The organism is Nostoc sp. FACHB-280, from assembly GCF_014697615.1.
Classification (GTDB): Bacteria; Cyanobacteriota; Cyanobacteriia; order Cyanobacteriales; family Nostocaceae; genus Nostoc_B.
Map to the genome: position 1 here is coordinate 221197 of NZ_JACJSD010000004.1, position 26605 is coordinate 247801.

23 protein-coding genes are annotated in these 26605 nt (G+C 40.8%); 6 read left to right on the forward strand and 17 right to left on the reverse strand.

Features of this window, described 5'->3' with window-relative positions; all coding sequences use genetic code 11:
• Positions 1-45: 45 nt before the first annotated feature.
• The 3 genes from H6G75_RS04835 to H6G75_RS04845 all read right to left on the reverse strand — a co-directional run bounded on the left by H6G75_RS04835 (position 46) and on the right by H6G75_RS04845 (position 7318).
• The gene (locus H6G75_RS04835; protein WP_190978819.1) at positions 46-3879 is read right to left on the reverse strand and encodes a calcium-binding protein; all 3834 of its coding nucleotides are present in this window, start codon (positions 3877-3879) and stop codon (positions 46-48) included.
• A 1070-nt stretch (positions 3880-4949) separates the two neighbouring features.
• Positions 4950-5717: a class II glutamine amidotransferase gene (locus H6G75_RS04840; protein ID WP_190978820.1), complete on the reverse strand. Its 768-nt coding sequence runs from the start codon at positions 5715-5717 to the stop codon at positions 4950-4952.
• 152 nt (positions 5718-5869) lie between these two features.
• Complete coding sequence (locus H6G75_RS04845; protein WP_190978821.1) at positions 5870-7318, reverse strand: MFS transporter; 1449 nt, start codon at positions 7316-7318, stop codon at positions 5870-5872.
• A gap of 71 nt (positions 7319-7389) precedes the next feature.
• Between H6G75_RS04845 and H6G75_RS04850 the strand changes: the two genes are divergently transcribed.
• Positions 7390-7908 carry a phosphoribosyltransferase gene (locus H6G75_RS04850; protein WP_190978822.1) on the forward strand — a complete coding sequence of 173 codons (519 nt, stop codon included), beginning with the start codon at positions 7390-7392 and terminating at the stop codon, positions 7906-7908.
• A gap of 99 nt (positions 7909-8007) precedes the next feature.
• On the opposite strand, the gene H6G75_RS04855 is transcribed toward H6G75_RS04850, so the two are convergent.
• The gene (locus H6G75_RS04855; protein WP_190978823.1) at positions 8008-8925 is read right to left on the reverse strand and encodes an AEC family transporter; all 918 of its coding nucleotides are present in this window, start codon (positions 8923-8925) and stop codon (positions 8008-8010) included.
• A gap of 100 nt (positions 8926-9025) precedes the next feature.
• Between H6G75_RS04855 and H6G75_RS04860 the strand changes: the two genes are divergently transcribed.
• Positions 9026-9844 (forward strand): D-alanyl-D-alanine carboxypeptidase family protein, encoded by an 819-nt coding sequence (locus H6G75_RS04860; protein ID WP_190978824.1) that lies wholly within the window; start codon positions 9026-9028, stop codon positions 9842-9844.
• 240 nt (positions 9845-10084) lie between these two features.
• Here H6G75_RS04860 and H6G75_RS04865 read toward each other — a convergent pair whose 3' ends face one another.
• Positions 10085-10408, reverse strand: coding sequence for a hypothetical protein (locus H6G75_RS04865; protein ID WP_062294129.1), 324 nt, complete (start codon positions 10406-10408; stop codon positions 10085-10087).
• Between the two features lie 490 nt (positions 10409-10898).
• On the opposite strand from H6G75_RS04865, the gene H6G75_RS04870 reads away from it, so the two are divergent.
• On the forward strand, positions 10899-11747 hold the full coding sequence (locus tag H6G75_RS04870; protein WP_242051456.1) for a GGDEF domain-containing protein: 849 nt from the start codon (positions 10899-10901) through the stop codon (positions 11745-11747).
• 143 nt (positions 11748-11890) lie between these two features.
• Positions 11891-12706, forward strand: coding sequence for a DUF1838 domain-containing protein (locus tag H6G75_RS04875; RefSeq protein WP_190978826.1), 816 nt, complete (start codon positions 11891-11893; stop codon positions 12704-12706).
• Positions 12707-12719: 13 nt separating this feature from the next.
• Here the strand turns inward: H6G75_RS04875 and H6G75_RS04880 are convergent, their stop codons facing one another.
• From H6G75_RS04880 to H6G75_RS04895, 4 genes are all read right to left on the reverse strand, one after another.
• On the reverse strand, positions 12720-13196 hold the full coding sequence (locus H6G75_RS04880; protein WP_190978827.1) for a GNAT family N-acetyltransferase: 477 nt from the start codon (positions 13194-13196) through the stop codon (positions 12720-12722).
• 296 nt (positions 13197-13492) lie between these two features.
• A complete protein-coding gene (locus tag H6G75_RS04885; RefSeq protein WP_190978828.1) occupies positions 13493-13861 on the reverse strand; it encodes a pentapeptide repeat-containing protein in 369 nt (122 codons plus the stop codon).
• Positions 13851-14165 (reverse strand): hypothetical protein, encoded by a 315-nt coding sequence (locus tag H6G75_RS04890; RefSeq protein ID WP_190978829.1) that lies wholly within the window; start codon positions 14163-14165, stop codon positions 13851-13853. The genes H6G75_RS04885 and H6G75_RS04890 overlap by 11 nt, the downstream gene beginning before the upstream one ends.
• Positions 14166-14463: 298 nt before the next feature.
• Complete coding sequence (locus H6G75_RS04895; protein WP_190978830.1) at positions 14464-15516, reverse strand: aromatic ring-hydroxylating dioxygenase subunit alpha; 1053 nt, start codon at positions 15514-15516, stop codon at positions 14464-14466.
• Positions 15517-15853: 337 nt separating this feature from the next.
• On the opposite strand from H6G75_RS04895, the gene H6G75_RS04900 reads away from it, so the two are divergent.
• Together H6G75_RS04900 and H6G75_RS04905 are read left to right on the forward strand one after the other, a co-directional pair.
• Positions 15854-16330: a YbjN domain-containing protein gene (locus H6G75_RS04900; RefSeq protein ID WP_190978831.1), complete on the forward strand. Its 477-nt coding sequence runs from the start codon at positions 15854-15856 to the stop codon at positions 16328-16330.
• Between the two features lie 10 nt (positions 16331-16340).
• Positions 16341-17069, forward strand: coding sequence for a biotin/lipoate A/B protein ligase family protein (locus H6G75_RS04905; RefSeq protein WP_190978832.1), 729 nt, complete (start codon positions 16341-16343; stop codon positions 17067-17069).
• Positions 17070-17113: 44 nt separating this feature from the next.
• Here H6G75_RS04905 and H6G75_RS04910 read toward each other — a convergent pair whose 3' ends face one another.
• The 8 genes from H6G75_RS04910 to H6G75_RS04945 all read right to left on the reverse strand — a co-directional run.
• The gene (locus H6G75_RS04910; protein ID WP_190978833.1) at positions 17114-17749 is read right to left on the reverse strand and encodes an EcsC family protein; all 636 of its coding nucleotides are present in this window, start codon (positions 17747-17749) and stop codon (positions 17114-17116) included.
• 252 nt (positions 17750-18001) lie between these two features.
• On the reverse strand, positions 18002-19471 hold the full coding sequence (locus H6G75_RS04915) for an ABC transporter ATP-binding protein/permease (protein ID WP_190978834.1): 1470 nt from the start codon (positions 19469-19471) through the stop codon (positions 18002-18004).
• 20 nt (positions 19472-19491) lie between these two features.
• Positions 19492-19944: a hypothetical protein gene (locus H6G75_RS04920; protein ID WP_190978835.1), complete on the reverse strand. Its 453-nt coding sequence runs from the start codon at positions 19942-19944 to the stop codon at positions 19492-19494.
• A gap of 46 nt (positions 19945-19990) precedes the next feature.
• Positions 19991-20470, reverse strand: coding sequence for a hypothetical protein (locus H6G75_RS04925; protein WP_190978836.1), 480 nt, complete (start codon positions 20468-20470; stop codon positions 19991-19993).
• Positions 20471-20798: 328 nt separating this feature from the next.
• Complete coding sequence (gene fusA / locus H6G75_RS04930; RefSeq protein WP_190978837.1) at positions 20799-22802, reverse strand: elongation factor G; 2004 nt, start codon at positions 22800-22802, stop codon at positions 20799-20801.
• 285 nt (positions 22803-23087) lie between these two features.
• The gene (gene psaB / locus H6G75_RS04935) at positions 23088-25316 is read right to left on the reverse strand and encodes a photosystem I core protein PsaB (RefSeq protein WP_190978838.1); all 2229 of its coding nucleotides are present in this window, start codon (positions 25314-25316) and stop codon (positions 23088-23090) included.
• Positions 25317-25875: 559 nt separating this feature from the next.
• A complete protein-coding gene (locus tag H6G75_RS04940) occupies positions 25876-26118 on the reverse strand; it encodes a hypothetical protein (protein WP_190978839.1) in 243 nt (80 codons plus the stop codon).
• Between the two features lie 248 nt (positions 26119-26366).
• Positions 26367-26605 (reverse strand): transposase (locus H6G75_RS04945; protein ID WP_190978840.1); only part of this gene is annotated, 239 nt, incomplete at its 5' end.

The following is a 26605-nucleotide window of genomic DNA, read 5'->3' on the forward strand; positions in this document are numbered from 1 at the left end:
GTTTTCTGTACTATTGCAATTTAATAATTAGTTTTGCGACAGTCTTTAAACAATCACAAAATTGCTAACACTCAATGCAGGCGCACCAGACAGTTGCGCTAGTTGTACTTGTCTAAATCCACCAGCATTACCATCTTGGTCAAAGTACAACGCACCAGTGGTGTTGTTATAGATGAATCTTTGATCAGCTGTGGTTGCCGATGTCCCCAAGGTAAACTGACTAATCGATAGCGCCCCAGCCAATAAACCACCACCGAAACCAGCAGCAGATATCTGAATAATGTCATTACTGATACTGAAGTCAGTAATCGTATCAGTACCTTCATTAAAACGATTAAAGACAAAGGTATCTGCACCGCTACCACCTGTGATCAGGTCATTACCTGTGCCACCAATGAGAATATCATTGCCATTACCACCAATCAATGTATCGTTTCCACTACCGCCATCTAGGGTGTTATTCCCAGTAGCTTCTACAGCCGACAGAGTATCATTACCACTGTCACCATTAAGTAGGTTATTGCCGCTGGAATAGTTAACAGTCAATACATCGCTACCATTACCACCGTAGAGAGTGTTAATGCCAAAAGAACCAACGGCAGACAATTCATCATTGCCCACACCGCCATCAAGTAGGTTATTCCCTTCCGAATATTCCACACTTAATCTGTCATTACCACCTCTGGCAATCAGGGTGTTATTGCCCACAGAAGCATCTGCCAACAACACATCATCACCATTATCACCATTGAGGGTGTTATTACCACTGGACTGACTCACATTTAAGATATTACTTCCAGCGCCACCGTTGAGGATGTTATTACCAGCTGAACCAATAGCCGAAAGATGATCATCACCACTACCACCATTGAGGGTGTTATTACCAATCGACTCATCCGCATCTAATGTGTCGTCACCCGCATTACCAATCAGAGTGTTATCACCCTCGGAACGATAAGCAGACAGAGTATCGTTACCGTTATAACCATTCAGCAGGTTATCCCCAGTAGAATCGTCAACGGTTAACCTGTCGTCGCCTTCGCCACCGTTGAGGCTGTTATTTCCAGCGGAACCAATCGCTGAAATATAATCATCACCAGCGCCGCCGTTGATAATATCATCGCCACCACTGCCACCAAAAAGTCTGTCGTTGCCGTTGGTGCCTATAATATTGTCACTGTAGGCTGTACCAATCAACTCTAGACTTTCGATGTTGCTGTAGTTAACTCGATTTGTGCCTGCGGTGATTCTCCCGCTATTGGTTGAAGAGTTATACGTGGAGGTAATGCCAGCTGTAGCGTTGCTGTAATCAACAAAAAGGTAATCGTAGTCTGCGCCACCATCAACTGTTTGTACTACCAAAGTGGTTGACTGTTGTAAGGCAGTACTAACATAGATTGCGTCATCACCTTCGCCACCGTTGAGGCTGTTATTTCCAGATGCACCCAGAGCAGACAATTCGTCATCTCCCGCACCGCCATTGAGGACGTTATTACCTGTGGAATCGTCAACATTTAATGTGTCGTTGCCTGCGCCACCATTGAGGGTGTTATTGCCAAATGAACCAGCAGCCAATAGTTCATCATTACCAGCACCACCTTCCAGGGTGTTAGCGCCTGTGGACTGATCAACAATTAAGATGTCGTTGCCATCTTCACCATAGAGGAGGTTATTACCTTCGGAACCAACGGCAGACAGATAATCATCATCAGCACCACCATAGAGAGAATTAGCACCAGTAGATTGATCTACGTCTAAGATGTCCGCTCCATCATCACCATAGAGAGTATTATCTCCAGTGGAATTGATTGCCGACAAGAAATCATCACCGATACCACCATCAAGATAATTGTCGCCACTTGACTGATCTACATCTAAGGTATCCGCGCCTACGCCACCATCAAGGATGTTATCACCTGTGGAACGATAAGCTCTCAGGGTATCGTTACCGTTCTGGCCGTTGAGGACGTTATCACCTGTGGAATCCGTCACATCTAAAGTATCGTCGCCTACGCCACCATTGAGGAAGTTTTTACCAGACGAACCCACAGCGGTAATATAATCGGCACCCCCATCACCATTGAGGACGTTATTACCTGTGGAATTGTCTGCATTTAATGTATCGTTGCCTGCGCCACCATTGAGGGTATTATTGCCAAATGAACCAGCAGCAGACAGTTCATCATTACCAGCCCCACCTTCCAGGGTGTTATCGCCTGTAGACTGATCAATAATTAAGATATCGTTGCCATTTCCAGCATCCAGGAGGTTATTACCTTCGGAACCAACGGCAGACAGATAGTCATCATCAGTACCACCATAGAGATAGTTATCGCCACTTGATTGATCTGCGGTTAAGATGTCCTCTCCATCATCACCGTAGAGATTATTATCTCCAGTGGAATTGATTGCTGACAGATAATCGTCACCACCACCACCATAGAGATAGTTGTTGCCACTTGACTGATCTACATCTAAGGTATCGCTGCCTGCGCCACCGTTGAGAAAGTTATAACCGGATGAACGATAAGCTGTTAGGGTATCGTTACCGTTCTCGCCATTGAGGATGTTATCACCTGTAGAATCACTCACATCTAAGGTATCTGCACCTGCACCACCATTGAGGGTGTTATCGCCAGAGGAACCAACGGCAGATAGATAATCAGTACCATCACCACCATCAAGCAGGTTATCACCTGTGGAATTGTCTGCATTTAATGTATCCTGACCATTCCCACCATTGAGGATATTATTACCAAAAGCACCGACAGCAGACAGTTCGTCATTCCCAGTACCACCTTCAAGTACATTATTGCCTGTGGACTGATCGACAAATAATCTGTCGTTACCACCTTCGCCACTGAGGGTGTTATCACCTTCGGAACCAACGGCAGTCAGATAATCATCACCTGCACCACCATAGAGAGAATTAGCACCAGTGGATTGATCTGCGTTTAAGATATCCGCTCCCTCTCCACCATAGAGAGTATTGTCTCCAGAGGAATTGATGGCGGATAGAGAATCATCACCAATACCACCATCCAATGTGTTATCGCCACTGGACTGATCAACATCTAAGGTATCCGCGCCTGCACCACCATTGAGGGTGTTATCACCTGATGAACGATAAGCTGTCAAGGTATCGTCACCACCATTCCCATTCAGCTGGTTATTTCCTGTGGAATCGGTGATATCTAAGGTATCAGCACCTGCACCGCCGTTGAGGGTGTTATTCCCTGATGAACCCACAGCAGTAATATAGTCAGCACCCCCATCACCATTGAGGATGTTATTGCCTGTGGAATCGTCAGCATTTAATATATCGTTGCCTGCGCCACCATTGAGGATGTTATTACCAAAAGCACCAACAGCCGACAGTTCATCATCTCCAGCACGACCTTCGAGTAGGTTATCGCCGTCGGACTGATTGATATTAAGGGTGTCGTTACCGCCGCCACCATCTAGGACGTTATTGCCTTCAGATGCGATCGCTGACAGATAATCATCATTAGCACCACCATTCAGCAGGTTATTGCCTGTGGACTGATCCGCATTTAAGATATCTTCCCCACCACCACCATTGAGAACGTTAACCCCAGAGGAACCTACAGCGGACAGATAATCATCACCCGCACCACCATCAAGCAGATTATCACCGCTTGACTGATCCACATCCAATACATCGTCGCCTAATCCACCATCAAGAATGCTATTACCAGAGGTAGCAAAACTAGAAATAGTATCATCTCCAGCGCCACCCTCTAGAATATCGTTGCCGCCATTACCTGATATATTGTCATTTCCGGCAAAGCCTTTAATAATATCATCACCAGCTGTGCCGATGAGATTATCATCGCCATTAGTGCCATTAATTGCCATAACTTTTACCTAAAATAAATTGATTGTTTCAGTCAGTTGAAATTTTGCAAATTACAGATTTTGCTATTTGAAACAACAAAAAATATGCCGATAGCCGATGCTTTCAGCATTTTTTTCGTGAGTATAGAAGCAATACAATTCGGTTTAATTTTAAAGGCACGTTTCGCAACATAATGTTGGCTTTTGCTGTCGCATTAACTAAGTAGAAACATATTTAACTAAAGCATATTTAGATTACATAACATAGTAATTTTTTATAAAGTTTTTTCTATTAATTCTCCAGAAACACATAGATATAGCAGAGGCTTTGTGAAAGCTGATTATTAATTAATATGTAATGTGCTTCTGAAAAGTTTATGAACAGTTTTCTACTAACAAGAATATCTTTATCTTTATTGATAATCGATAAGCTGTTTCAATATTTAGCCAATCTCATAGCATTTAAGACGAGAAAATCTTAATTTTTCCCATCTTGCCAGAATATTAATCTTTAGCCAGGAAAATTCATCAAACTTTAGACCATATTCTTAGCGTAAATATGGCTTTTAGCTATCTAATTGCTGTATTATTCCTGTCAATCGTTTCGGGGTGATATGTTTAGCTGTTATCTATCTCTGCATTCTCTATGCCTTTATGAATTTCCATAAAAGCACTCATATTTAGGCTTTATTTCAACCATCCTTTGATCATTAGCGATCGCTAATCAATATCAAAAAATCAAGCTTAAAGATGTATCAGACACAGAAAGCTACTCCCACATTTACATTATGGGTTGTTACTTATGATTATTTAGCTTTAGCAGCTATTATTATTTAAATAATTTATTGCAATTGTACTGTATATTTACTGAGGTGTCTATTCTCACCAAAAGCATCTTTACATACTCTTTACAGTCACCACCCAAGATATATACATAGGCATAGCAATATTTATATTTGTGTACTATTTACTTTTTGATAGCAGACAAATATGGTAAGGGCGATAAGTAACAAATTTTCCCTTATGGGAGACTGTAAAAATACTAATGTTATTGATAATGAATCAAAAATAAATTGCCATACACTCTGGGGTTATTTCTGGGGTAAGCCGTCTTGAAAGACTAGTAATTCTCCTGGTTGGATGGTTGTCCAGACTTCGTTATCGGTGAGGGGGGTAGTGGCGATAACGGCGACGCGATCGTGTGGGGAAGTCAACTCCCGAAAGTCTACCGTCATATCTTGATCAATCAAGTGGGCAGCGGCGAAGGGGGCTTGACGAACAATGTAGGAGAGTTTTGTCGAACAGTGGGCAAAAAAATGTTCTCCATCCGACAACAAATAGTTAAAAACACCTACTTGAGCGATTTCCGCCGTAATTTGACGCAGCACAACATTAAGTTTTTCTAAAGGCGGCTTACCGTCAGGAAAAGCCTCCCGGAGAGTTTCTAACATAATGCAGAAGGCTTTTTCGCTGTCGGTATCACCCACTGGTTCGTAAAAGCCCATATTCCGGGGATGATAATCTGGTAGATTACCATTGTGAGCAAATACCCAATACCTACCCCACAGTTCTCGTTGGAAGGGATGACAGTTTCTTAAGGCTACTTCTCCCTGAGTTGCTTTACGGATATGGGCAATTACATGAGTAGAGTGGATGGGATAGCGCCTGACTAAATCTGCTATTGGAGATGTCACAGAAGGTTTGTCATCTAACAATACCCGACATCCTTTTCCCTCAAAAAATGCAATCCCCCAACCATCGCTATGATCATCTGTTTTGCCTCCTCGTGCAGAAAAACCTTCAAAGGAAAAGCAAATATCTGTGGGTACATTGCAGTTCATCCCTAGCAGCTGGCACATAATTAGTAACTATCAGTTTGAGGATGTTTGATTTGAGAAAATTGTCAGACTTCCAGATTCCTGACTTGTGGAAAAAATCGTGAATCTTGTAGTTCTATACTATTAAAAACATATTTGTAGATAGTTTCAGTTCAAATAGTGCCAAAAATTATTTATGACTTGTTTGTCTGACGTTCTCTGAGTTTTAACAATATTTCCGAGTGCATTTCCCTAGTAATGGGGTAAAAATACGTTAAAACTAAACCACAAATTAAACAAACAGTGGGTATAGGGCCAACAGCAAAGCGAATGGCTGTGAGTGCGGATTCTGGTTGAATTGGTAAAGTGCTTTGTCCCGCTACAGCTTCTTTAAAACCAGCAGATTGTAAGGCATTACCGACAAGAAATAACCCGAATGCTAACCCAAATTTCTGTAACAAAACCATGAAACCATAAAATATACCTTCGCGGCGTTGTCCGGTTTGCAGTTCATCTAATTCAATCACATCGGGAATCATCGACCAAGGAACTAAATAAGCTGTAGATACTCCTACACCAGCCATCACAGCCATGACATACATTAAAACTAATTGGTCAGATTGTAAAAAAAATAGTCCGGCGGCGGCGATAATCCACAAACTCATTCCCATAAAATAAACGAGTTTTTTGCCAATTTTTTTACTTAAATTACTCCACACAAATAACATAATTAAAGCAGTGCCTTGGACAGCAATCATCACTGTCGGAACATCTGCTTCTTTCAGCTTCATACAGTTGATGACAAAGTAAGGAATGATACTGGCTGTAATTTGCACAGCTAACCAAGAAAATAGATATATACCAATTACAAATAAAAAAGGGCGATTGGTAAAAACAATTTTTAACTGTTCAAAAAAGGGCAGTGATGGAGGTTCTTCTAGTTGGATGCGTTTGGCTTCAAAAGCTAAAATGCGATCGCGGACTCCAAAAACGCACCAATATAGCGAAACTACAGAAATTACGGTACAAATCACCGCTAAGACAAAATATTGTTGTTGACGGTCAGGAATTTGCGAAAATACTATTTGCGCTAAAATCAACGATAAAATACTGCCACCAATTGAAAAAGTAAAGCGAAAACTGTTTAGACTGGTGCGTTCATCATAATCTTGGGTGAGTTCAGGAGTCATCGCTGTGTAAGGCAAATTTACCACGGTGTAAAAGACCTGAGATATCAACCCAATTACGACGTAATACCAAAATAAAAACCCAATATTTGTACTGCGATCGCTACTAAATTGCGGTACAATCCACTGCAAGAAAAAGAAAATTCCAAAAGGAATTGCACCATAAAACATCCACGGTAGCCGACGACCCCAGCGCCGAGATTTGGTTTTATCTGTTAATAATCCGACAAATGGATCATTAACAGCGTCCCAGATTTTGCCAATCAACAATACACTCCCAGCTAAACCGGCGGGAATCCCAGCGACATTTGTAAAGAAAACTAACAAGAAAAATATCGAAATATTAGCCGTAATTGCTGGGCCTAAATCACCCGCACCATAAGCTAACTTGGTTTTAAAATCCATTTTTGAACTCAAAGCTGGATTTTGGGCGGAATTATCGGCAGAATCGTTCATAATATCTGAGGCTCGTATTAAAATAAAAAGTTTGCGATCGCTATCAGTATTACCTCAAAATTACTTTTTTTATGCCAGACCTTTACGTTTCTTGGTCAGAATATCACTACAAGATTGAACAACTGGCGGTTCAGGTATATCAATCTGGTTGGGAATTCAACCAAATTGTTTGCCTAGCCAGAGGCGGACTGCGAGTTGGAGATATTATTTCTCGGATTTATCAAAAGCCATTGGCCATTTTAGCGACATCATCTTACAGCGGCCCCGGCAAACAAGCACGAGGTGATCTCACTTTTTCCCATCACTTGACTATGACCACAGAAAAGTTAGGTTCCCATATTCTATTAATTGACGACTTGGTAGACTCTGGGATTACTCTTCAACAGACAATTCCTTGGTTACGGGAAAATGTCGATTCCTCAATTGCGGAAATTCGCAGCGCCGTCGTTTGGTATAAAGCCTGTTCAGTCATTAAACCTGATTATTACGTCGATTACTTACCGGATAATCCTTGGATTCACCAACCCTTTGAACATTACGAACATACCAGTCCCGCAGATTTGGCAGCAAAGTTAAGTCAATTATGCTGAGGGAAGAATCATAAATATTAGACTCTTTTTTTGTCTCACGCAAAGGCGCAAAGTAAAGAAGCTAGAGTTATGAACTTTGCAACAGGTTTATTGACTAATTCAAAACAACCACAGCCACACAGGTAAAGTCACCAACAACAGCATGACTCCCAACGCTAGGGAAGTCACAGCGAGGTCACGGTCAAGATTGAAAGTTTCAGCCAGCACCATTGTCGCAAATGCTGGCGGCATTGCCATTTGTAAAACAATTACCTTGGCGGCAAAACCAGTCACACCAAATAAAGATAAGATACTGCCTAGCAGCAGAGGAACTAAAAGCATTTTGATAGCCAAACTGATGGCGGCTTGGGGAAACCTGCGCCAAGAAGTCAGCAGGGAAAGGCGCATTCCAATTAATACTAAAGATAAGGCGACTGCAATCCAACCCGATTTTTCCAAATAAAATTCTACCGTCGGAGAAATACTAATTTGGCGAAACCATAAACCCAACCCAAAACTCCACAAGGCTGGGTTAATCAAGATGGCCTGAGCCATTTGCCAGTAGTTTGTGCCACCATAGCCATAACGAGATGCTATGGCGACACCCAAACCATAAGCACCAAACAGTGACCCCAATAAATCGTAAAATAAAGCCCAGGCAAAATAATCTTGCCCGACCATTGCTAAAGTCACAGGAAAGCCGATATAACCTGTATTGCCGACCATTGCGGCTAAGATAAAACTTCCCTGAGTTGGGTGTTGAAAAGTTGTGTTTGTCAGATAAGCTTGTCCTTTGATTGCTAACCAAGCCAAAAATGCACCCAATAAAATTGCTAAATGAGCGATCGCAGGTGCAATCCAAATCTGTGCCGATAGATCAGCTTGACGTAAAAAAGCAACAATGCTTACAGGTACTCCCACCCAAAAAAGGAACTGACCCAAACGCTGTGGAACTGCGGCAGGCAGTTTCCGTCCCAGGAAAAATCCGATTAAAATTAAGCCTGCCAGTTTGACGTATAGTTCTAGGAGGTTTGCCAAAATTTCACTAATAAAGACAGATGTAAAATCTACCGAATATGCTAATCTCTGTCCAGTCTACAGTCTGTTATGAATTTTGAACAAAAGCAGGAGTTAACCCTTGAATAAAGCTGGGTTTTCTGGAAAAGCCCCAAATTCGTCCGGTGATTCTGGTGATGACATTCCAGTAGCTTTACGCGATACTCCTGATGTCTCAGCCAAAACACCCTTACAACCTTTAGTGCTGATTATTGGGGGAGTCGCGGGATTTATCTTGCTGGCTGTAGTTAGTGGTTTTTTCTTTTCTCTCACTACACCGAAAAAAATCACCGATTCTTCATCTTCACCAGCAGATTCCCCGACTCTCACCACTCCCGGCGCGACTAACTCAGCAAATCCCCAAGATAATAATGTGGTGTTGGGACATTTAGCTTACCCAGAAGCACCAGAGTCAGAGTTAGTACCAATTACAAGCGATCGCCGCATCAGAATGCGAAAAACTGCGGCCGAAAAGTTTCGCGCCATGACCCAAGCCGCGCGGAGTGCGGGGGTAATTTTAGTGCCTATTTCTGGCTTTCGCTCTGTGAAAGAACAAGAGCAATTATTTTTTGAAGTCGGGGCGCAACGCAATCAAACCCCGTCCCAAAGAGCCGCCCTCAGTGCGCCGCCAGGCCATAGTGAGCATCATACAGGTTATGCAGCAGATATCGGAGATGGCTCTGCACCCGCTACTAATCTTCAGGCTAACTTTGATCAAACCAAAGCTTTTAGCTGGCTACAAGCAAACGCCGCCCGCTTTGGTTTTGAGTTGTCTTTTCCTCAAGATAATGTGCAAGGTGTGAGTTATGAACCTTGGCATTGGCGTTTTGTGGGCGATCGCCAAAGTCTAGAAACCTTCTATAAAGCCAGAAATTTGAAACCTGCTAAAACATCACCTTGAATAAGAATTCAGAAGTCAGAACCAATTAGTGGCAGATTCAAATCCACCACTAATCGTAGACCGCTAAATTTTGAATTTAGCGGGGGTATTAAACCCACTTTTTCATCCGCCAGCAATGCGCTGAACTTGCCAAAGTGTTGCACAAAACTCAGAATGAATTCTGGCTCCTGAATCCTGAATTCTGTTTGGATAATAAAACCTTTACCTCCTGCTTTCTGCCTTCTGCCTCCTGTCTTAATTCTATTTCTCCGCATTTTCAAAATCTGTCAACGCACAAGCAAACTCTCTAAAAGCCGTTTTAATTAACACCTCTCTCATCGTTCTTTCTAAGGAAGAATTACGTATCATATCTGTTAACTCTAAGAATAGATAGGAAACAATAAAACGGTCTTGACGGTCAAATTGTTTGAGACAAGTCAAGATAAAATCATACAACTCGGTTTTGCGAGGTTTACTTTGTTCTTCCCAAATTTTGAATGCTAGTTGAACAGTTTTTAGACGGATCTCACTCATATTGTAGGAAGTGTCTTTGTAGCGAATTGACACGCGTTGAGGCAGTTCCATAAGTTGTGCTGTAGAAAAATTATGTGAATTATTATTCAGGTATTTTTTTACTTATCCGGAGATATAGACAATAATCAAAGAAATTCTCTAATATCCAGAGAGCCAATGAAGATATTTTCTCTTAATTGAGAATTTTTATTTCATCAAAGCTATGGATATCAATTTGAACAATGATGACGGTATAGATGCACAGAAAGTTTGTTTATACAGCAATTATCAATCTAAATCTCAAATAGGAGAATTTTTCCAGTTATATTCAATTTATTTGCTGAACTAAAATAACTTGCTCATTGAATTATTCAGCATATTTAAGCCTGAATTATTGGTTTTCTTGATTATCATTCATAATTAATTATTGCCTTGGTAGAATTTATTTCATGAACATTGACAAAATAGAAAATATATGATTGGGTGAAAAATAAGGGTGAAGCAGATAACTCATAAGGAACTGCAAAAGATGTTGCAGTTAAGCTGAAGGAACATGAATTTAATGAAAATCCTAGATAATCAACCTAAATGGTGCGTAATCTCCCTCAGTGTTTTTCTTACAAGCTTGATAGGTTGGTTAGACTACCAAATCCCACCAGAAATATTAATAGCTATCTTTTACTTAATTCCTATTGGCATTGCGACTTGGTTTGCTGATAATTGCAGTGGTATTTTAATCTCATTGATTAGTGCAGTTACAAATTTAGTAGTCAACCAAAAACCAAATTTTCACTATTTACATCCATTAGTACCTTATTGGAATACCGTTGTAGTTTTAGTATTTTTCTTATTTACAAACTATCTTTTGTCGCAACAAAAACTCACATTAAAAAATTTACAAAGACTAGCGAGAACAGATGCTTTAACAGGGCTGCATAACAGGTCTTTTTTTTTAGAATTAGTGAATCTGGAAATTCATAAATCTTTAAGACATCAAGAGCCAATAACTATTGCATATTTTGATGTTGATAACTTTAAATTTATTAATGATCAGTTTGGTCATTCTGTTGGCGATCGCCTGCTATGTTTAGTTGCAGAAAACGCTAAAAATAATCTCCGTAAAATTGATGTCATTGCTAGACTTGGGGGTGATGAATTTGCAATTTTATTACCACGTACTGGTTATGACGCATCCGAAATAGTATTACAGAGATTACACAGAACTCTATCATCTGTGATGCAGGCAGAAAATTGGCCTGTCACCTTGAGTATTGGCGCAATTACCTTTATTAAACCACCAGCTTCAGTCACAGAAATGCTTGAAAGAGCCGATAATTTAATGTACGGTGCAAAAAAAAGGGGTAAAAACTTGCTCCACCACGAATTAGCAACTGATGTAGTAGATGAATAATCTGGAAGAATAATTCAGGAGTCAGAACAAGAGTGTACGGCGAAGTAGGGGCGGGTTTATTTTGATGCTTTTACCTTTTGATTTTTTACTTTTGCCTTTTTTAAGACTACCCTTTGTTTATTCTATTAAAGAGGAAACGCAAAATGGTCGCAACAATAAAAGAATTTGATGCACAACAATGGGTCAAAACTCGCTCTTCTCTTGATGCTAATGAATCGACATTTTTAGTTTGGCAAGGCAAGATTTATAGTTTTATTCCTGGAGAGAAAAGAAAACTCTTATTTAAAATCTTGGGTGTGAGTGTAAGTAGATGTATTTCTACAGGAGAAGATAGTTGGGATTTTACTTCTCGTGAACTGACTTATTACTTAAACCCAGAAACAGAAGAGATTTTACCCAAATGGGAAAATCCTTGGACTGGTGAAACTGTGCCTGTGTTACACGTTGCGAATAATCCTGTGCAGGGACATTTTAAAGGTAAATTTCCAGCCCACGTCGAGGGAGATACAGCCACTTTTGTATTTGATATTTTTCCAACTTATCCCAATCCTTTGGCAGAAGATCCAAAATTTGCCGAATATAGTCCTTATGAAACTTATCAAGCCGCAGAATTATTTAAATTATCTGTTCCAACAGCAGATTTATTCAATTCAGAACTCAATTCTGTGTCTCAACTAAAGCTGAGTTGGGATAGGATTGGGCAATGGCTACCGTGGATGAAAATGGGCGATCGCTCTGGTAATCTCATCTATAGTGCTTTTGGTTCTAAAGTTGGCGGTTTAGCAGAATTACCCCAACTACTACAAGATGAAATTAATCATCGCGTTCCCTTATATAAACAAGCTCCCAAAGCATTTTCCGATGGGGAAGATATGACTTCTTGGCTATACTTCCAGAAGAATTTTGATGCTTACTTAGCTGGTGAAATCTTTCCCTTACCAGCCGCAGAAGAATTGTAATTTAGTGTGTGATCTATTCCGCATTCAAAGCCTTGCGGAACACCACCTTATCTTCCCCTGCCTTGTAGAAGTCACGAATACGCGCCTCCTCGTCGAAACCGCACTTTTTGTAGAAAGCCCGCGCTCGCTCATAGCTGGGCAGCCCCGAAGTCTCGACCAACAAAATTCTCTGACCACTTGCTCTTAGGGCATTTTCCACATACTCCACCAGAGCTTTTCCTCGCCCTTGCCTCTGGTAGTTGGGATGCACAACGATCATTAACAAGTCCCACGTCCCATCCGTAAAAGGGGCAGGTGCGTAGTAGGCGACCCCACAAGGTTCCCCATCCTCCTCATCGGTGAGCCACACATGACCCTCGCCGATGTTACCACTGAAGTAACTCGCCAGCACTTTGCTTAGTTCTTCGGTTTCGTTCGCGGCGAATAGCTCTGCTGCTACAGCGATCGCGATTAATGCCTCTGAGTCATCGGGCGTACTAGGTCGAATCATCGGGAACTCCAGTGCTGTTTGTTTATCAGATTTATGCGTGTCTGTACTGCGTACCAATATACATGATGTCGATAGCTTTTATTCACACACTGACAACTCATACTATTTTAGATTTTGGATATGGAATTGTTATCTAAGTTTGGATTCTGCCAACCCATCTTTCACACTCATTTTTCAAATTTGTATTTAAGTAGGGTTGGCAGAAAAAGTGATCTGTGAGGATAGGGAACAGTTTCAGCTATATAAATTTTGCCAAGTTTTGATAGTAGGTATTCGCTATCTCAACCCTGCCAAAATTAAAACTTTCGCATATTGTTCTTTACAGGGTCAAATCCTCTAGAAAAGCGGGTGCTGTCATCATAATAAGCACCACTTAAATCTGCACCATACAACTTAGTAAAGTTGAGTTTCGCACCCCGGAGATTTGCTTCTTTTAATTTGACACCGCATAAATTAGCTCTTGTCAAATTCGCCTGAGCCAAATTAGCTTGACTTAAGTCTGCTCCCCAGAGTTTAGCTTTGGCTAGGTTCGCTTGGCTCAAGTCTGCTCCCCACAAATTAATTCCTGGTAAGTGAGCGGAAATTAACCTAGCTCGACTTAAATTTGCAGCCGGAAAATATCTTTCCCCTGCATCGTAACTGCGCTTGAGTTGTTCAGCATCCATGAGTAGTGTTGACCTTTTTCAGTAATAGAGACGTAATTTGTTCCCATTCCTGGTTTAGCTCGCCAACAAACTCTGCCTGACTGCTGCGATGATACCAATAACGCGCATTATGCAAATCACCTTCTTGACGATGTAAGTAAGCGTGAACCCAAGCACTATCAACATCATTGGCATTTTGGACTATTTCATGAGCTTGGTTCCAATTGCCTTTTTTGTCATACCACAGAGCTTGTAGTGCTTTTGGTAGGGTTTGCGGACATGAGACCTGTTTATCGATCAATCGCAGGAATTCCTGAGTATTCACGATCGCCACTCCACAACTATCAAACCTATTTCTAAGATACTTGGCGATCGCCCTTCATTACAATTATTGTTGCAAACTGGAAAATACAGCTAAGGTAAAGCAATTCTTCAGGAGGTGAATATGGCCTTTAGCAGCAATACTAAATCATTTGTGAAATTCTCTTTCTTTTCCTCCTTCTCTTTCTTTGTGTCCTACCTTTCGGGAAGCCGCTATCGCGTCTATGCGCCCTTTGCGGTTCGTTTAAAATAATATGTTTTCACAACTCAGATAGGATTGCTGTAGATAATTTACTGCTATCTCAGCCTAATCTTTCAACTTGACTCCGCATCAATTTCTGCACACTAACTAAAGCTCGATTTAACTCATAATTGCGTCGTTGCGGATTTTGTAAATATGCCTGTTGTTCTTCTTCAATCATTTCTACATCCTGCACTACTAAACCTTCAAGCAATTTTTTGGCGGCGTTAAATAAACTATCTTTAATAAATCGGCGGAACCATACAGGTAATTTATGTAATCGCCAAAAGGCATTGAGCGAAGTGAAGTGAATTAAATAAGCTTTGGTTTGAGTTTCACTTATAGGACACAATAAACAATAAATTTTAAAATCTTTGCCTAAAGTTGATTGCCAATGGGGATAGATATAACTGACATCCAGTGGTTCTGGATGGAGCTTTCTTAATGCGGGAAAAAATAACTGAGAGATTGACCAAATTTTATCGATTTTATAATAACTTTGGGCAGTATAATGAGCATCTACACGGTGATTATCTTCGTCAATATCTTTTAAAGATGCTGCCGCCCAAGCTTGTAAATCTTGATGTAAATGCCCGTGATACATATCCATCAAGTTTTCAATTAAATATGAATAATGGGCTTGACAGTTAATGACTGCAACTGAAGCAATATAATTCAAATGTTCCCATTCTGGTAAACCCATTGGTTCAACAGCTAATTCTGCATCACCAGGAAATAGCCAAATAAAACCATCTTGTTCTTTGACTGGGTAACGACGAATTTGACAGTTTGGTAATTTTTGATTTGCAGCTAAATAAGGAACTGCTGTACATTCACCCGATGTATTGAAGCGCCAACCATGATAAGCGCATTCTAATTCATTAGCGATCGCTTGTCCGTGGCTCAGTTTAACTTGACGATGGGGACAACGGTCTTCTAAGGCGTGGATTTTACCTGTACTGTCGCGGTAAAGTGCGATCGCTTGATGCCATAATATCACTCCCACAGGTTTATTAGTTACCTCAGTACTCCGTGCAACTACATACCAATGATTAGGGTTAATCCCCAATTGACGCACATCAGAAGTTTGCACAGCTTGAGAGAGAGATGACATAATTTAGCGCATCCTTTTTTTGCGTTAGTTTTGTCACTGATTACCAGATTATCACTTAGGGAACTAAAACTAATTTTGCTGACAAGCTATAAAGTATGTGTAGTTACAGCAGAATTCACCGATGTGGAGGTTCTTAATCCCGAATTTCTCACGTATGGGTAGGGGTGTGGGGAGTGTGGGGAGTGTGGGGGGAAAGATTTCTTCACCATCCTCCCACACCTCCCACCCCTCCCATACCCCTGGATTTCTCACAAGAGACAAATCCAGGTTAATCCTTTTCGCTTCGTCCTGAATTCTCTACCGATACACCAGTAAACATATTGAACCAAAAATCCTTATGGCAATCTCTCAAGAAACCCTAACTGAAGAATTTCTTAACGAACTAATCCAGGAAACAAATACCATCGACCATCTAGAAATTATTGAAAACGTCATCGACTCTCTAGAACAAGATGACAGCGCAATGGTTAGCCAGAGTCCAGAAGGTGGTTATCTCTGGAAGTTTAAGTACGGTAGTGTGGAAGTGTTTGTGCAACTCACGGGTAAAAGCGACGAAGACACCCTCACGGTTTGGTCTGTTGTCTTAAAGTTACCCGCCAAAGATGAACCCAAATTAATGCGTCAACTTTTAGAGTTGAATTGCTCTAGTACTTTTGAAGCGCGTTTTGGCATCATCGAGGACAAAGTAGTTGTCATCTCAACACGTACCCTAGCGGAATTGTCTCCAGGGGAAGTCTCGCGGTTAATTACAATTGTTGCTACGATCGCCGATAACAACGATGAAGCTTTACAATCTGAGTTTGGTATTGCTTAAGTAATCATTAATGTCTAATAAGCAGGTATGGCGACTGATTCCTTTCTTAGAAGCCTCTGGTAATTTACAGATGGCGATCGATAAATGGTTATTAGAACAACACCATTTGAGAAAGCACCCTCCAACTCTGCGCTTTTATACTTGGTCGCCAGCTGCTATTTCTCTCGGTTATCATCAACGGCAATATCCCCAAGCATGGGAAAATTTAACTTGGCAAGGTAAAAAACTCGATTTAGTCCGCCGTCCCACTGGTGGAAGAGCAGTATTACACCAAGGCGATTTAACCTACGCTGTGATTACATCGGGTTTAACTGGAAACCGTTTACAAGCATATACAAAAATTTGTGAATTTTTAATTCAAGGATGGCGATCGCTTGGTGTGGAATTAAGCTACGGTACATCTGGGCGAGGTTACATCCATAACCCCAATTGCTTTGGAACAGCGACAGGTGCAGATTTAATTTTACCCAATGGCGCAAAACTCATCGGTAGCGCCCAACTCAAACGCGGTAACGTAATTTTGCAACATGGTTCTATTCGCTTGCAACCAGATGCGGAACTGTTTGCAGAGGTATTTGGTACAGAGTCATTCAATAACCTTCATTTCCCTTACAGTCACGAACAAATCATCACAGCTTTGATTGCTGCTGCACAAGATTGTTTTGATATGGAAATAGAAGTGCAACCATTTTCACAACTTGAACGGGAAGAAATTATGGCATTTAACTTAGGTATTTAGTATTGATGAATCGTCAGAACTTCTTACACCAAAAATTATTAATTTTATGTAAACAAATTTTTTGCCGATTGACCACATTTATTAACAAATGTGCTATCAAAACCTGCTCCTACTACACCTCCTACAATTGGAACTAATTTCATTAAGTTAACAACTCCTTTCTCTCCAGCTTTCGTAATTAATCGAAAACCTACTTTTTTATTGATTTCTATTAGAACTTTGCCAGGGATTTGACTAATAAGTGACTTTGTAACTTTGGTTCCCAAATTGCCACCTACAGTTTTAAGAACTTCTAAGGTTGAGTCACCCAACAATGCTAGTATGACAAAAGTACGAACTTGATCAGATTCAATATTATATCCTCTTACTACTGCTATGGCAGCCGCAGTATTTGCGGCTAAAGCATAAGATGAAGCTAAACTTGCAGGGATAGTGATAGGTAAAGTTGTTAATCCACCTAATCCAGTCACAAATCCTGTACCAGCAGCATAAGCAGTTCTCCACGCAATGATTGAATCTATAGCTTTTTCCTTATCATTTCCGCATGAAGATAGATGCTCTTGTGCAACATTTTTTGCCGAAGGTAGAACTTCACAGCCATTGATACCAACATTAATTATCCAATCTAAAAGCTGGTTAATAGCGTTGCTGTTATTGGAGTCTTGAGTAGATAAACCCATATTTTAAAAGCTACTATCAATAGTATTAATATTGCGATTTAATTTATATTTATTCAACCGTAATTATCGGTAAATATAGTAATTTTAGTCTGAAGTATTAAATAGATAAAGTTGAGATAATCGCGGGTTTAATATCCCTATTTAATAGAAGTAGTGAATCAGCAAAATATGTTTTGCTGATTCATTATAATATAATTAATTTAATTGCCATTTTAGAAGACAACAACTCTCCTAAATATTGAAGAGCAAACGCTATTGAATCACAGAATCACGTTTATATGCCCATACAGCCATAAATCCAAACACCCCTCCAGCCCATAAAAGCCATAGTAAATGTAGCGAGAGATGTTGATCATAACTTAGACCTGCTGCCCACAGTGTTAGTTCTCGATAGTGATAAAACGGTGAAAAAGCGACTACATACTCTAAAAAATGTGGATGAGTTAGTGGTAAAGCACCACAACTGGCCAAGCCGAGAGGAATTGATAAACCAGCAATAGAGTCGTAACTTTTAGGTTGTGTCAAGTAGCTCAAAGCTAGGCCAAAAACTGCAAAAGGTATTACTCCTAAAACTAAACTGAAGAAAATAAGTAATACTTGTTCGATATCAGTGTCTATTTTTAATCGCCAGACTCCCAATATCATAATTAATGTAATAGTGATGGCAGATATTAGGAGTGTTGTGACAAGTTTTGCAGCTATATATACAATTGGTGGTAATGGAGTTACACGCAGCAATTTTAACCAACCTTCAGCACGCTCAACTGACACTCTCTTACCTAATCTCTCAATTGCAATAGTCAATAAAATCAACACACTAAATGATAACAGTGCTTGCTTTGCAACTTCACCCTGAAATGGAATTACAGTAATACAGCACGCAAACAGAATAATACCTAATAAAAACAAAGGTGTACGCAATAACTGAATTATTTCTACCCAAATTTGCTGTAGAAATATGAATACAACATTTTGTGGATGAATTACAATTTCTTTTTGTGGCTTCTCTTGATTTTCATATTTAACTAATATGTCTTCTTGACTCTTGATACTCTCGGCTTGAGTAAGTTGTCCTTCGGTGAGTGCTTCATTAAATTTATGAAGAGTTACATAACGAGTTGCTAGTTGACTAAGCTCCTTCAAGTCTGACTGACTGTGTGTAATCATTAAAATGGTTACACCTTGCTCTCGGTAACGTCTTATTTCTTGCCAAAAAAGTTCATCGCCTTTAGCATCTAAGTGTTTCGTAGGTTCATCAAGTATGAGCAGATCTGGATTACCTACTAAAGCCAGAGCAAAAAATAAACGCTGTGTTTCCCCACCACATAATTGACTAGCCCATGCTTCAGATTGATCTTCAAGACCAACCTTTTTTAAAATATCCACAACTGTCTGTGAATTAGGATAGTAACTACATACAAGCTGAACTAGTTCTTTAACTTTCAAATTTGGTGGAACGTTTGTTTTTTGTAAAACCGCACCTACGGATGTTCTTGCGGATGATTTTTGAGGAGAAAGCCCCATGAGTTTGACTTCTCCTTCACTCGGTTGGAGAATTCCTAAAATTAAATTCAGTAAGGTAGTCTTACCTGCACCATTTTCTCCTAGCAATACTACAAATTCTCCTTTCTCAACACAAAAATCTATCTTATTGAGAACACGTTTTTTTTGAAACCCTTTATAAAGGGTCTTACAAACTTGGCTGACTTCAATGAGGTTCATACTCAATTTCTCTCTAACAACTAAGATAAATGCAGCGAAGAATATATAAAGAACCAAACAGCAGAAGCTATACCAACAGCAGGTAGTAATGAAACTCCTAAGAATGACGTTAAAACTACAACTGTCGCGGTTCCTCCTGCAAAAGCCCAAAAATCACTAGTTAATGTAGAAGAATGTCTACCCACATCCGAACAAAAGCTGAAGATACACAATTCATTTCCCCTAGTAACGAGAAAGAATGTAGCAACTATTCCAATAATGAAAAGCCCAAGTAAAATCATTTTAGTTACATCACTTGATAAGCCTGAAAAAATTGAGCTTCTATTCACAGGCTGTACATTTCCTAAAGATACAGATGTATTATTTCCAAGTTGATTACCTGAAGCTGGAGTCGTCACCTGATTGACAGGAGAATTTGATAATTGTTGTGTATTATTTGCCGAACTATTGTTATTCTGAGGAAGAGATTGCATCACCGATTTCTCCTAAAAAAATTCTTTAACATTCCGAATTAGTGGTTTAATTTGCTCCCATAGACAAAACTGTTCTAATGGCTAACCAAGTAACAAATCCAGAGCCAAGAACAACGGCGATTGGTGAGCTTGCAATTAAAGCAACACTTGTTGCAACACCTATAGCAATAGCGCCAGCAGTAACATCAGGATGTTTTTCTAATTTGCTAATTATTATATCGGATGGATTTTTACTAGTATCTGTGGGAGGATTTGGAGTTTCATATTTATGCTCATTGTCTAGTTGCACTGGAATAACCTTGTCTTGCTTTATCTGGGAAGATGGGGTTAAAATGTCCTGCTTTAGGCATTTTGTTGGAAGCTCACCAGACCAATGAATCATAGGATTACAAGAGTGTTGTACTTGTAAAGTATTAATTACTAGTAAAACAGTCCATATAAATAAGCAAACTAGCAAGATTGCTTGAAAATACGATTGCAGAATTTTGTCAAGCAAAGATACAGGAGACTTGATTGAGATTTGCATAGCAAAAATGTGGTTAGAACGTTACACCAATTCAGAGAGACAGTTTTAACCAAGTAACAACTAGATTTATGTCTCCTCCCTTAATATTCCCTGTACAGAATCTGTTTTAACTTTTTTATACAAAGTTTCTTCTATACAGAATTATTGACTGTTTAGAGAATAGACCTCTGCCTACTAAACCAGTGAATTTCCCATAACTCTTTGCGTCTTTGCGCCTCTGCGTGAGCCATCAAATTCTTGTTTGATAAAATTCATACAAAAATAGAAGGGACACAGAATAATTGTGTCCCTAAATAACTAATTCAAGATGCTAGTTACAGATGTGGATTTAAGACTGGCGATAACAGGCAAATTCCATTGAAAAAGTCGCCATACCAGCAGTGAGCGATCGCAATTCTGTAGAATAACCAAACATCTGCACTAATGGTACTTCGGCGCGAATCACAGAGTATCCTTGCATTGTCTCGGAACTCAACAGCAAGCCGCGACGGGATGATATGTCACCCTGGACTCTACCTATGAACTCGTTTGGTGTTTCCACTTCGACGAGCATAATTGGTTCGAGGATATAGGGTTTGGCTTGGGCGATCGCATTTTCCAGTGCTTGATGAGCCGCAGAACGAAACGCCAATTCCGAAGAATCAACTGGATGATAGGAACCTCCATCCAGAACAACTTTCACCCCAGTTACCGGATAGCCTGACAGTTTTCCGGTTGTCATCGCCTCGCGGAAGCCTTTTTCACAAGCTGGGATATATTCTTTAGGAACTGCACCACCAACTACCCGATTCTCAAATACAAATGGTTCATCGCTTGGTTCAATCCACCCAGTTACATGGGCGTATAAACCAGTACCACCAGATTGTTTCTTGAGGCGATAGTCAAATTGAGTTTTTTGGCTAATGGTTTCCCGATACGCCACTGCGGGAGTACCGACATAAACCTCAGCATTATATTCCCGTTGAATCCGTTCTAAGTAAATTTCCAGATGCAGTTCACCCATACCAGAAATCAAAGTTGCTTTTGATTCGGGGTCGATACTTACCCGAAATGTCGGATCTTCCCGTTGAAAGCGGTTGAGGGCTTTGGCTAGGCGATCGCTATCTTCTTGTTTTTTGGGTGTAACTGCCAGTGTAATCACTGGTTCCGGGACAAACATTCTTTCGAGAAACACTGGTGTGTCTCCCGTGTATAATGTATCGCCCGAAGCACAATCAACACCCAACAAAGCCACAATATCTCCAGCCACAGCCACTGGCAACTCTTCGCGCTTGTTGGCGTGCATTCGCACCAAGCGACCAATTTGCACTCGTTTTTCGGTACGGGAGTTATACACAAGATCACCCGGTTTTAATGTGCCGGAGTAAATGCGGGTGTAGGTTAGTTGACCGAAAGATTCGAGAGTGAGTTTAAATGCCAACGCCACCAAAGCAGCATCAGGCTCAGGGTAAACACTGGCTGATTCTGCGGTTTTGACTACTTCCCTATCGATGGGAGATGGCAAATAAAGGGCGATCGCATCTAATAGATTCTGCACACCTTTGTTTTTGAACGCAGAACCCAGCAGTACAGGTGTGAGTTCCAGCCGCAAGGTTGCTTGGCGGATAACTTGCCAAATCAGTTCTTGGGGAATCTCTTGATCTGCCAACAGCATCTCAGTCATCTCTTCTGAGAACAAAGACAAGCTATCTAGCAATTTTTCCCGTGCTTGTTGTGCTGCTGCTACAAGACTTTCAGGAATTGCTTGTTTAACCCAATTTTCGCCGTTTTCGCCTTCAAAGTAGTGTGCTTGCATCGATACTAGGTCAATCACACCTTGGAAGTTGTCTTCGCTACCGATGGGATATTGCAGCAACACCGCATTTAATTGCAAGCGATCGCGGATAGCCTGGACTACACGAAACGGATCTGCACCCATTCGATCCATTTTGTTGATGAATGCTAGACGCGGCACACGGTAGCGTTTCATCTGCCGATCCACTGTGATGGATTGGGACTGCACACCCGCCACGGCACACAAGACCATCACCGCCCCATCCAGCACCCGCAAGGCACGCTCTACTTCTATGGTGAAATCCACATGCCCTGGAGTATCAATTAAATTAATTTGGGTATCACGCCACTGACAAGTTGTGGCTGCGGAGGTAATGGTAATTCCATGCAGCTTTTCCTCCGGCATAAAATCCATCGTTGCACCCTTGCCGCCTCCCTTCACCTCCTCAATAGCATGGATTCTGCCCGTGTAGAAGAGAATTCGCTCTGACAGCGTAGTTTTACCAGAGTCGATGTGAGCAGAAATACCAATATTGCGGACGCGTGTTCGGGGAATCATAACATTTCCTTTTTGTGCAAGCGACAAATAGTCACTATGAGAGTGGTATTATATTTTGTATTATAATTGTAATATATTGCAGTGACAAGCCCCACGATACAGAAATTGATATTCTTCGTCATTCATTTTTAAGACTTAGGTAGTGAAAGGAAAACTCACCTACACCCCTTCACCCTTTCACCCATTCTCAACAGACTTGCTCCGTCACTCCTGATAACAAAAATCCCCCTGTCACCTGACGGTATCAAGGGGGAAATAGCTAAGGTCAGAGGATATCAAACTTGTTTAACCAAATTTACCTGCGGTGGAGGCGATGAGGAAGGCTGCATAAGTGAGGATGTAACCTACAGTGAAGTGAGCCAAACCAACCAACCAGCCTTGGACAATGGATAGAGCAACAGGCTTATCCTTCCAACGAACTAAGTTAGCTAGTGGAGTGCGTTCGTGCGCCCAAACAAGAGTTTCAATTAACTCTTGCCAGTAACCACGCCAGCTAATCAAGAACATAAAACCAGTTGCCCAAACGAGGTGTCCAAAGAGGAACATCCAAGCCCAAACAGATAAGTTACTTGTGCCGTAGGGGTTGTAACCGTTAATTAACTGAGCAGAGTTCGCCCAGAGATAATCACGGAACCAGCCCATGAGATATGTAGAGTTTTCGTTGAACTGAGCAACATTACCTTGCCAAATGCCTAGATGCTTCCAATGCCAGTAAAAAGTTACCCAGCCCAGGAGGTTCAACATCCAGAACATAGCGAGATAGAAAGACTGTTCCCAAGAAGAAGTCTGGCAAGTACCACCACGACCAGGGCCGTCACAGGGGAAGGTGAAGCCAAAGTCTTTCTTATCAGGCATCAGCTTGGTACCACGGGCATCTAACGCACCTTTAACACAAATTAAAGTGGTTGTGTGCAGACCAAGTGCGATCGCATGGTGTACTAAGAAATCTCCTGGCCCAATGGTCAAGAACAGAGAGTTAGTACCAGAGTTAATCGCATCTAGCCAATTGGGTAGCCAAACGTTACCTTGGTTTGGCCAAGCTGTGTAAGCAATGCTATCTGAGTTAGATAGCAAGGTATTCATGCCATACAGTAGTTTGCCGTGAGCCGATTGCACGAATTGAGCAAACACAGGCTCAATCAAGAGTTGTTTTTCTGGAGTCCCAAAGGCAACTACAACATCGTTATGAACATATAGCCCTAGAGTATGGAAGCCTAAAAAAAGTGACACCCAACTTAAGTGAGAGATAATCGCTTCTTTGTGCTTCAGTACCCGATCAAGGACATTACCTTTGTTTTGTTCTGGGTCATAGTCTCGTATCCAGAAAATTCCCGCGTGGGCAAAGGCACCAATCATCAAGAACCCAGCAATATATTGATGATGAGTGTACAGTGCTGCCTGGGTGGTGTAGTCCTTGGCCATGAAGGCGTAAGGCGGTAGTGAGTACATGTGTTGCGCCACTAACGAAGCAGCTGTACCCAGTGCAGCCAAGTGTATAGATAACTGAAAGTGCAGGGAATTGTTATAGGTGTCGTATAAACCTTGATGGGGTAAGTTGAACTGACCTTCAGTTTGGATACCAAAGAATTGTCTGGCGTTGAGCATTTCTTTGATGCTGTGACCAATTCCGAAGTTAGTGCGGTACATGTGACCGGCGATAATAAAGATGACTGCGATCGCCAGATGGTGATGCGCCATATCAGTCAGCCACAATGACTCTGTTTGCGGATGGAAACCACCTAAAAAAGTCAAAATAGCTGTACCTGCACCTTGGGATGAGCCAAACACATGGTTAGCTGTATCTGGATTTTGGGCGTATACACCCCAGTTTCCCATCCAAAATGGTGTTAAACCTGCTGGGTGAGGCAAAGTTGTGAGAAAGTTTCTCCAGCCCACATGCACCCCACGCGATTCTGGGATAGCAACGTGAACTAAGTGACCAGCCCAAGCTAAAGAACTCACACCAAACAAACCTGCCAGGTGGTGATTTAAACGAGGTTCAGCACTTTTGAACCAAGTCAAGCTAGGACGGTATTTAGGTTGCAAGTGTAGCCAGCCAGCAAATAAAAATAATGCTGCCAACAACAACAAAAATACTGAACCTTGATAAAGGTCATTATTCGTCCGCATCCCGATTGTGTACCACCAATGGTAAACGCCAGAGTAGGCAATGTTCACTGGATAGTTAGCACCACCTTGGGTAAAGGCATCTATAGCTGGTTTCCCAAAGTGGGGATCCCAAATTGCATGGGCGATGGGGCGAATATGTAACGGATCTTTAATCCACTGTTCAAAGTTGCCTTGCCAAGCTACGTGGAATAAAAGACTGGATGTCCACAAGAAAATAATTGCGACATGACCGAAATGAGTAGCGAAAATCTTTTGGTAGAGATTTTCTTCAGTCATCCCATCATGACTTTCAAAATCATTTCCTGTGGCGATCGCGTACCATATTCTACGCGTCGTTGGATCTTGAGCAAGATCCTGGCTAAATTTAGGATATTTTGTAGCCATGTATTTTAGTCATATCCTCCTAAAAAGCTAATCTAAATTGCTGGTTTAACAGAACCAGCAAATGTTTACAATTGAATCAACATCTTTTCAGCCTTCAAATAAAAGTCAAACAATTTTGGATTTTGTCTCACCACCAGGACGTTAATTTAAATAACAAAATATTCCAAAATTTTGGTTTTTGCGGTTAATTGCTAATAGTCAATCGAGCAATTATCCAAATCAAATCCACTGCTACTTGTAGGCATGATAATGCAGTTCAATCTCTTTCTCTTAAATTAATAAATAAATTAATTACTAGAACTTCCATCTAACTTAAGATGGATTATGAATGTTCATGATTAAATGAGTTTGTCGTCTTTAACACAATCAGGATTGATACCAATTCTTTATAAGGCTGCATAGAATTCGATCCCCCCTAACCCCCCTTGAAAAAAGGGGGGAACCAGAAAAAATCTATCAAAGTCCCCCTTTTTAAGGGGGATTTAGGGGGATCAAGATATGTGCAACTTCATATCGATTTGGTATGAGTAACTGTAGACTGGTCATAATCCACAACGAATTAAGGGTTAATGATGCCGTAGTAAATGGCAATTACAAATAAGAAAGCACTCAAGATAACTAGAGTAAAAGCATAACGTACTCGCTTATCTGGTAAATCTTGCCGAGTGATCACACTATCTTTCTGTATTTGAGTTACAGGCTCAGATTTGCTGTTATTTTGAGAATGAATATAATTAGGTGTTGTTTCGACTGACAGATGGTTATTTGCCGTTTTATTAGTTGAATTTGCCGGAGATTGCATATACTTTTAATTCCAGATTGTTTGGATTGGTTGCTGCTATATTTCCAAACATTTCTGCATGAATACATCAGTCTTGAGGACTACCTGAATTTTAGAGTTATGTTATACCAATTCTGTATGAAGATGCACTGAATTAAAGAACGAACCACATAGACGCGGTAGCGGCTTCCCGCAGGGTAGGGCGCATAGACGCGATAGCGGCTTCCCGAAGGGTAGGACACAAAGAAAGAAGAGATATATAGCGTTTTCTACTCTGGTGAGGTGCAGTAACAAGAATGTGTAAACCAATTATAAATGTCATTTAATGAGACTTGGCTAAAAGCATTTTCAATCGCTTTCGCTAAATCAGAATAAGTTCTGGCTCTAATAGAACGTAGTATGTTTTTAATTTTTGACCAACAATTTTCGATAGGAGAAAAATCAGGAGAATATGGGGGTAAATAAATTAACTTAGCACCAGCAGATTCGATTAATTTCTGAATATCTC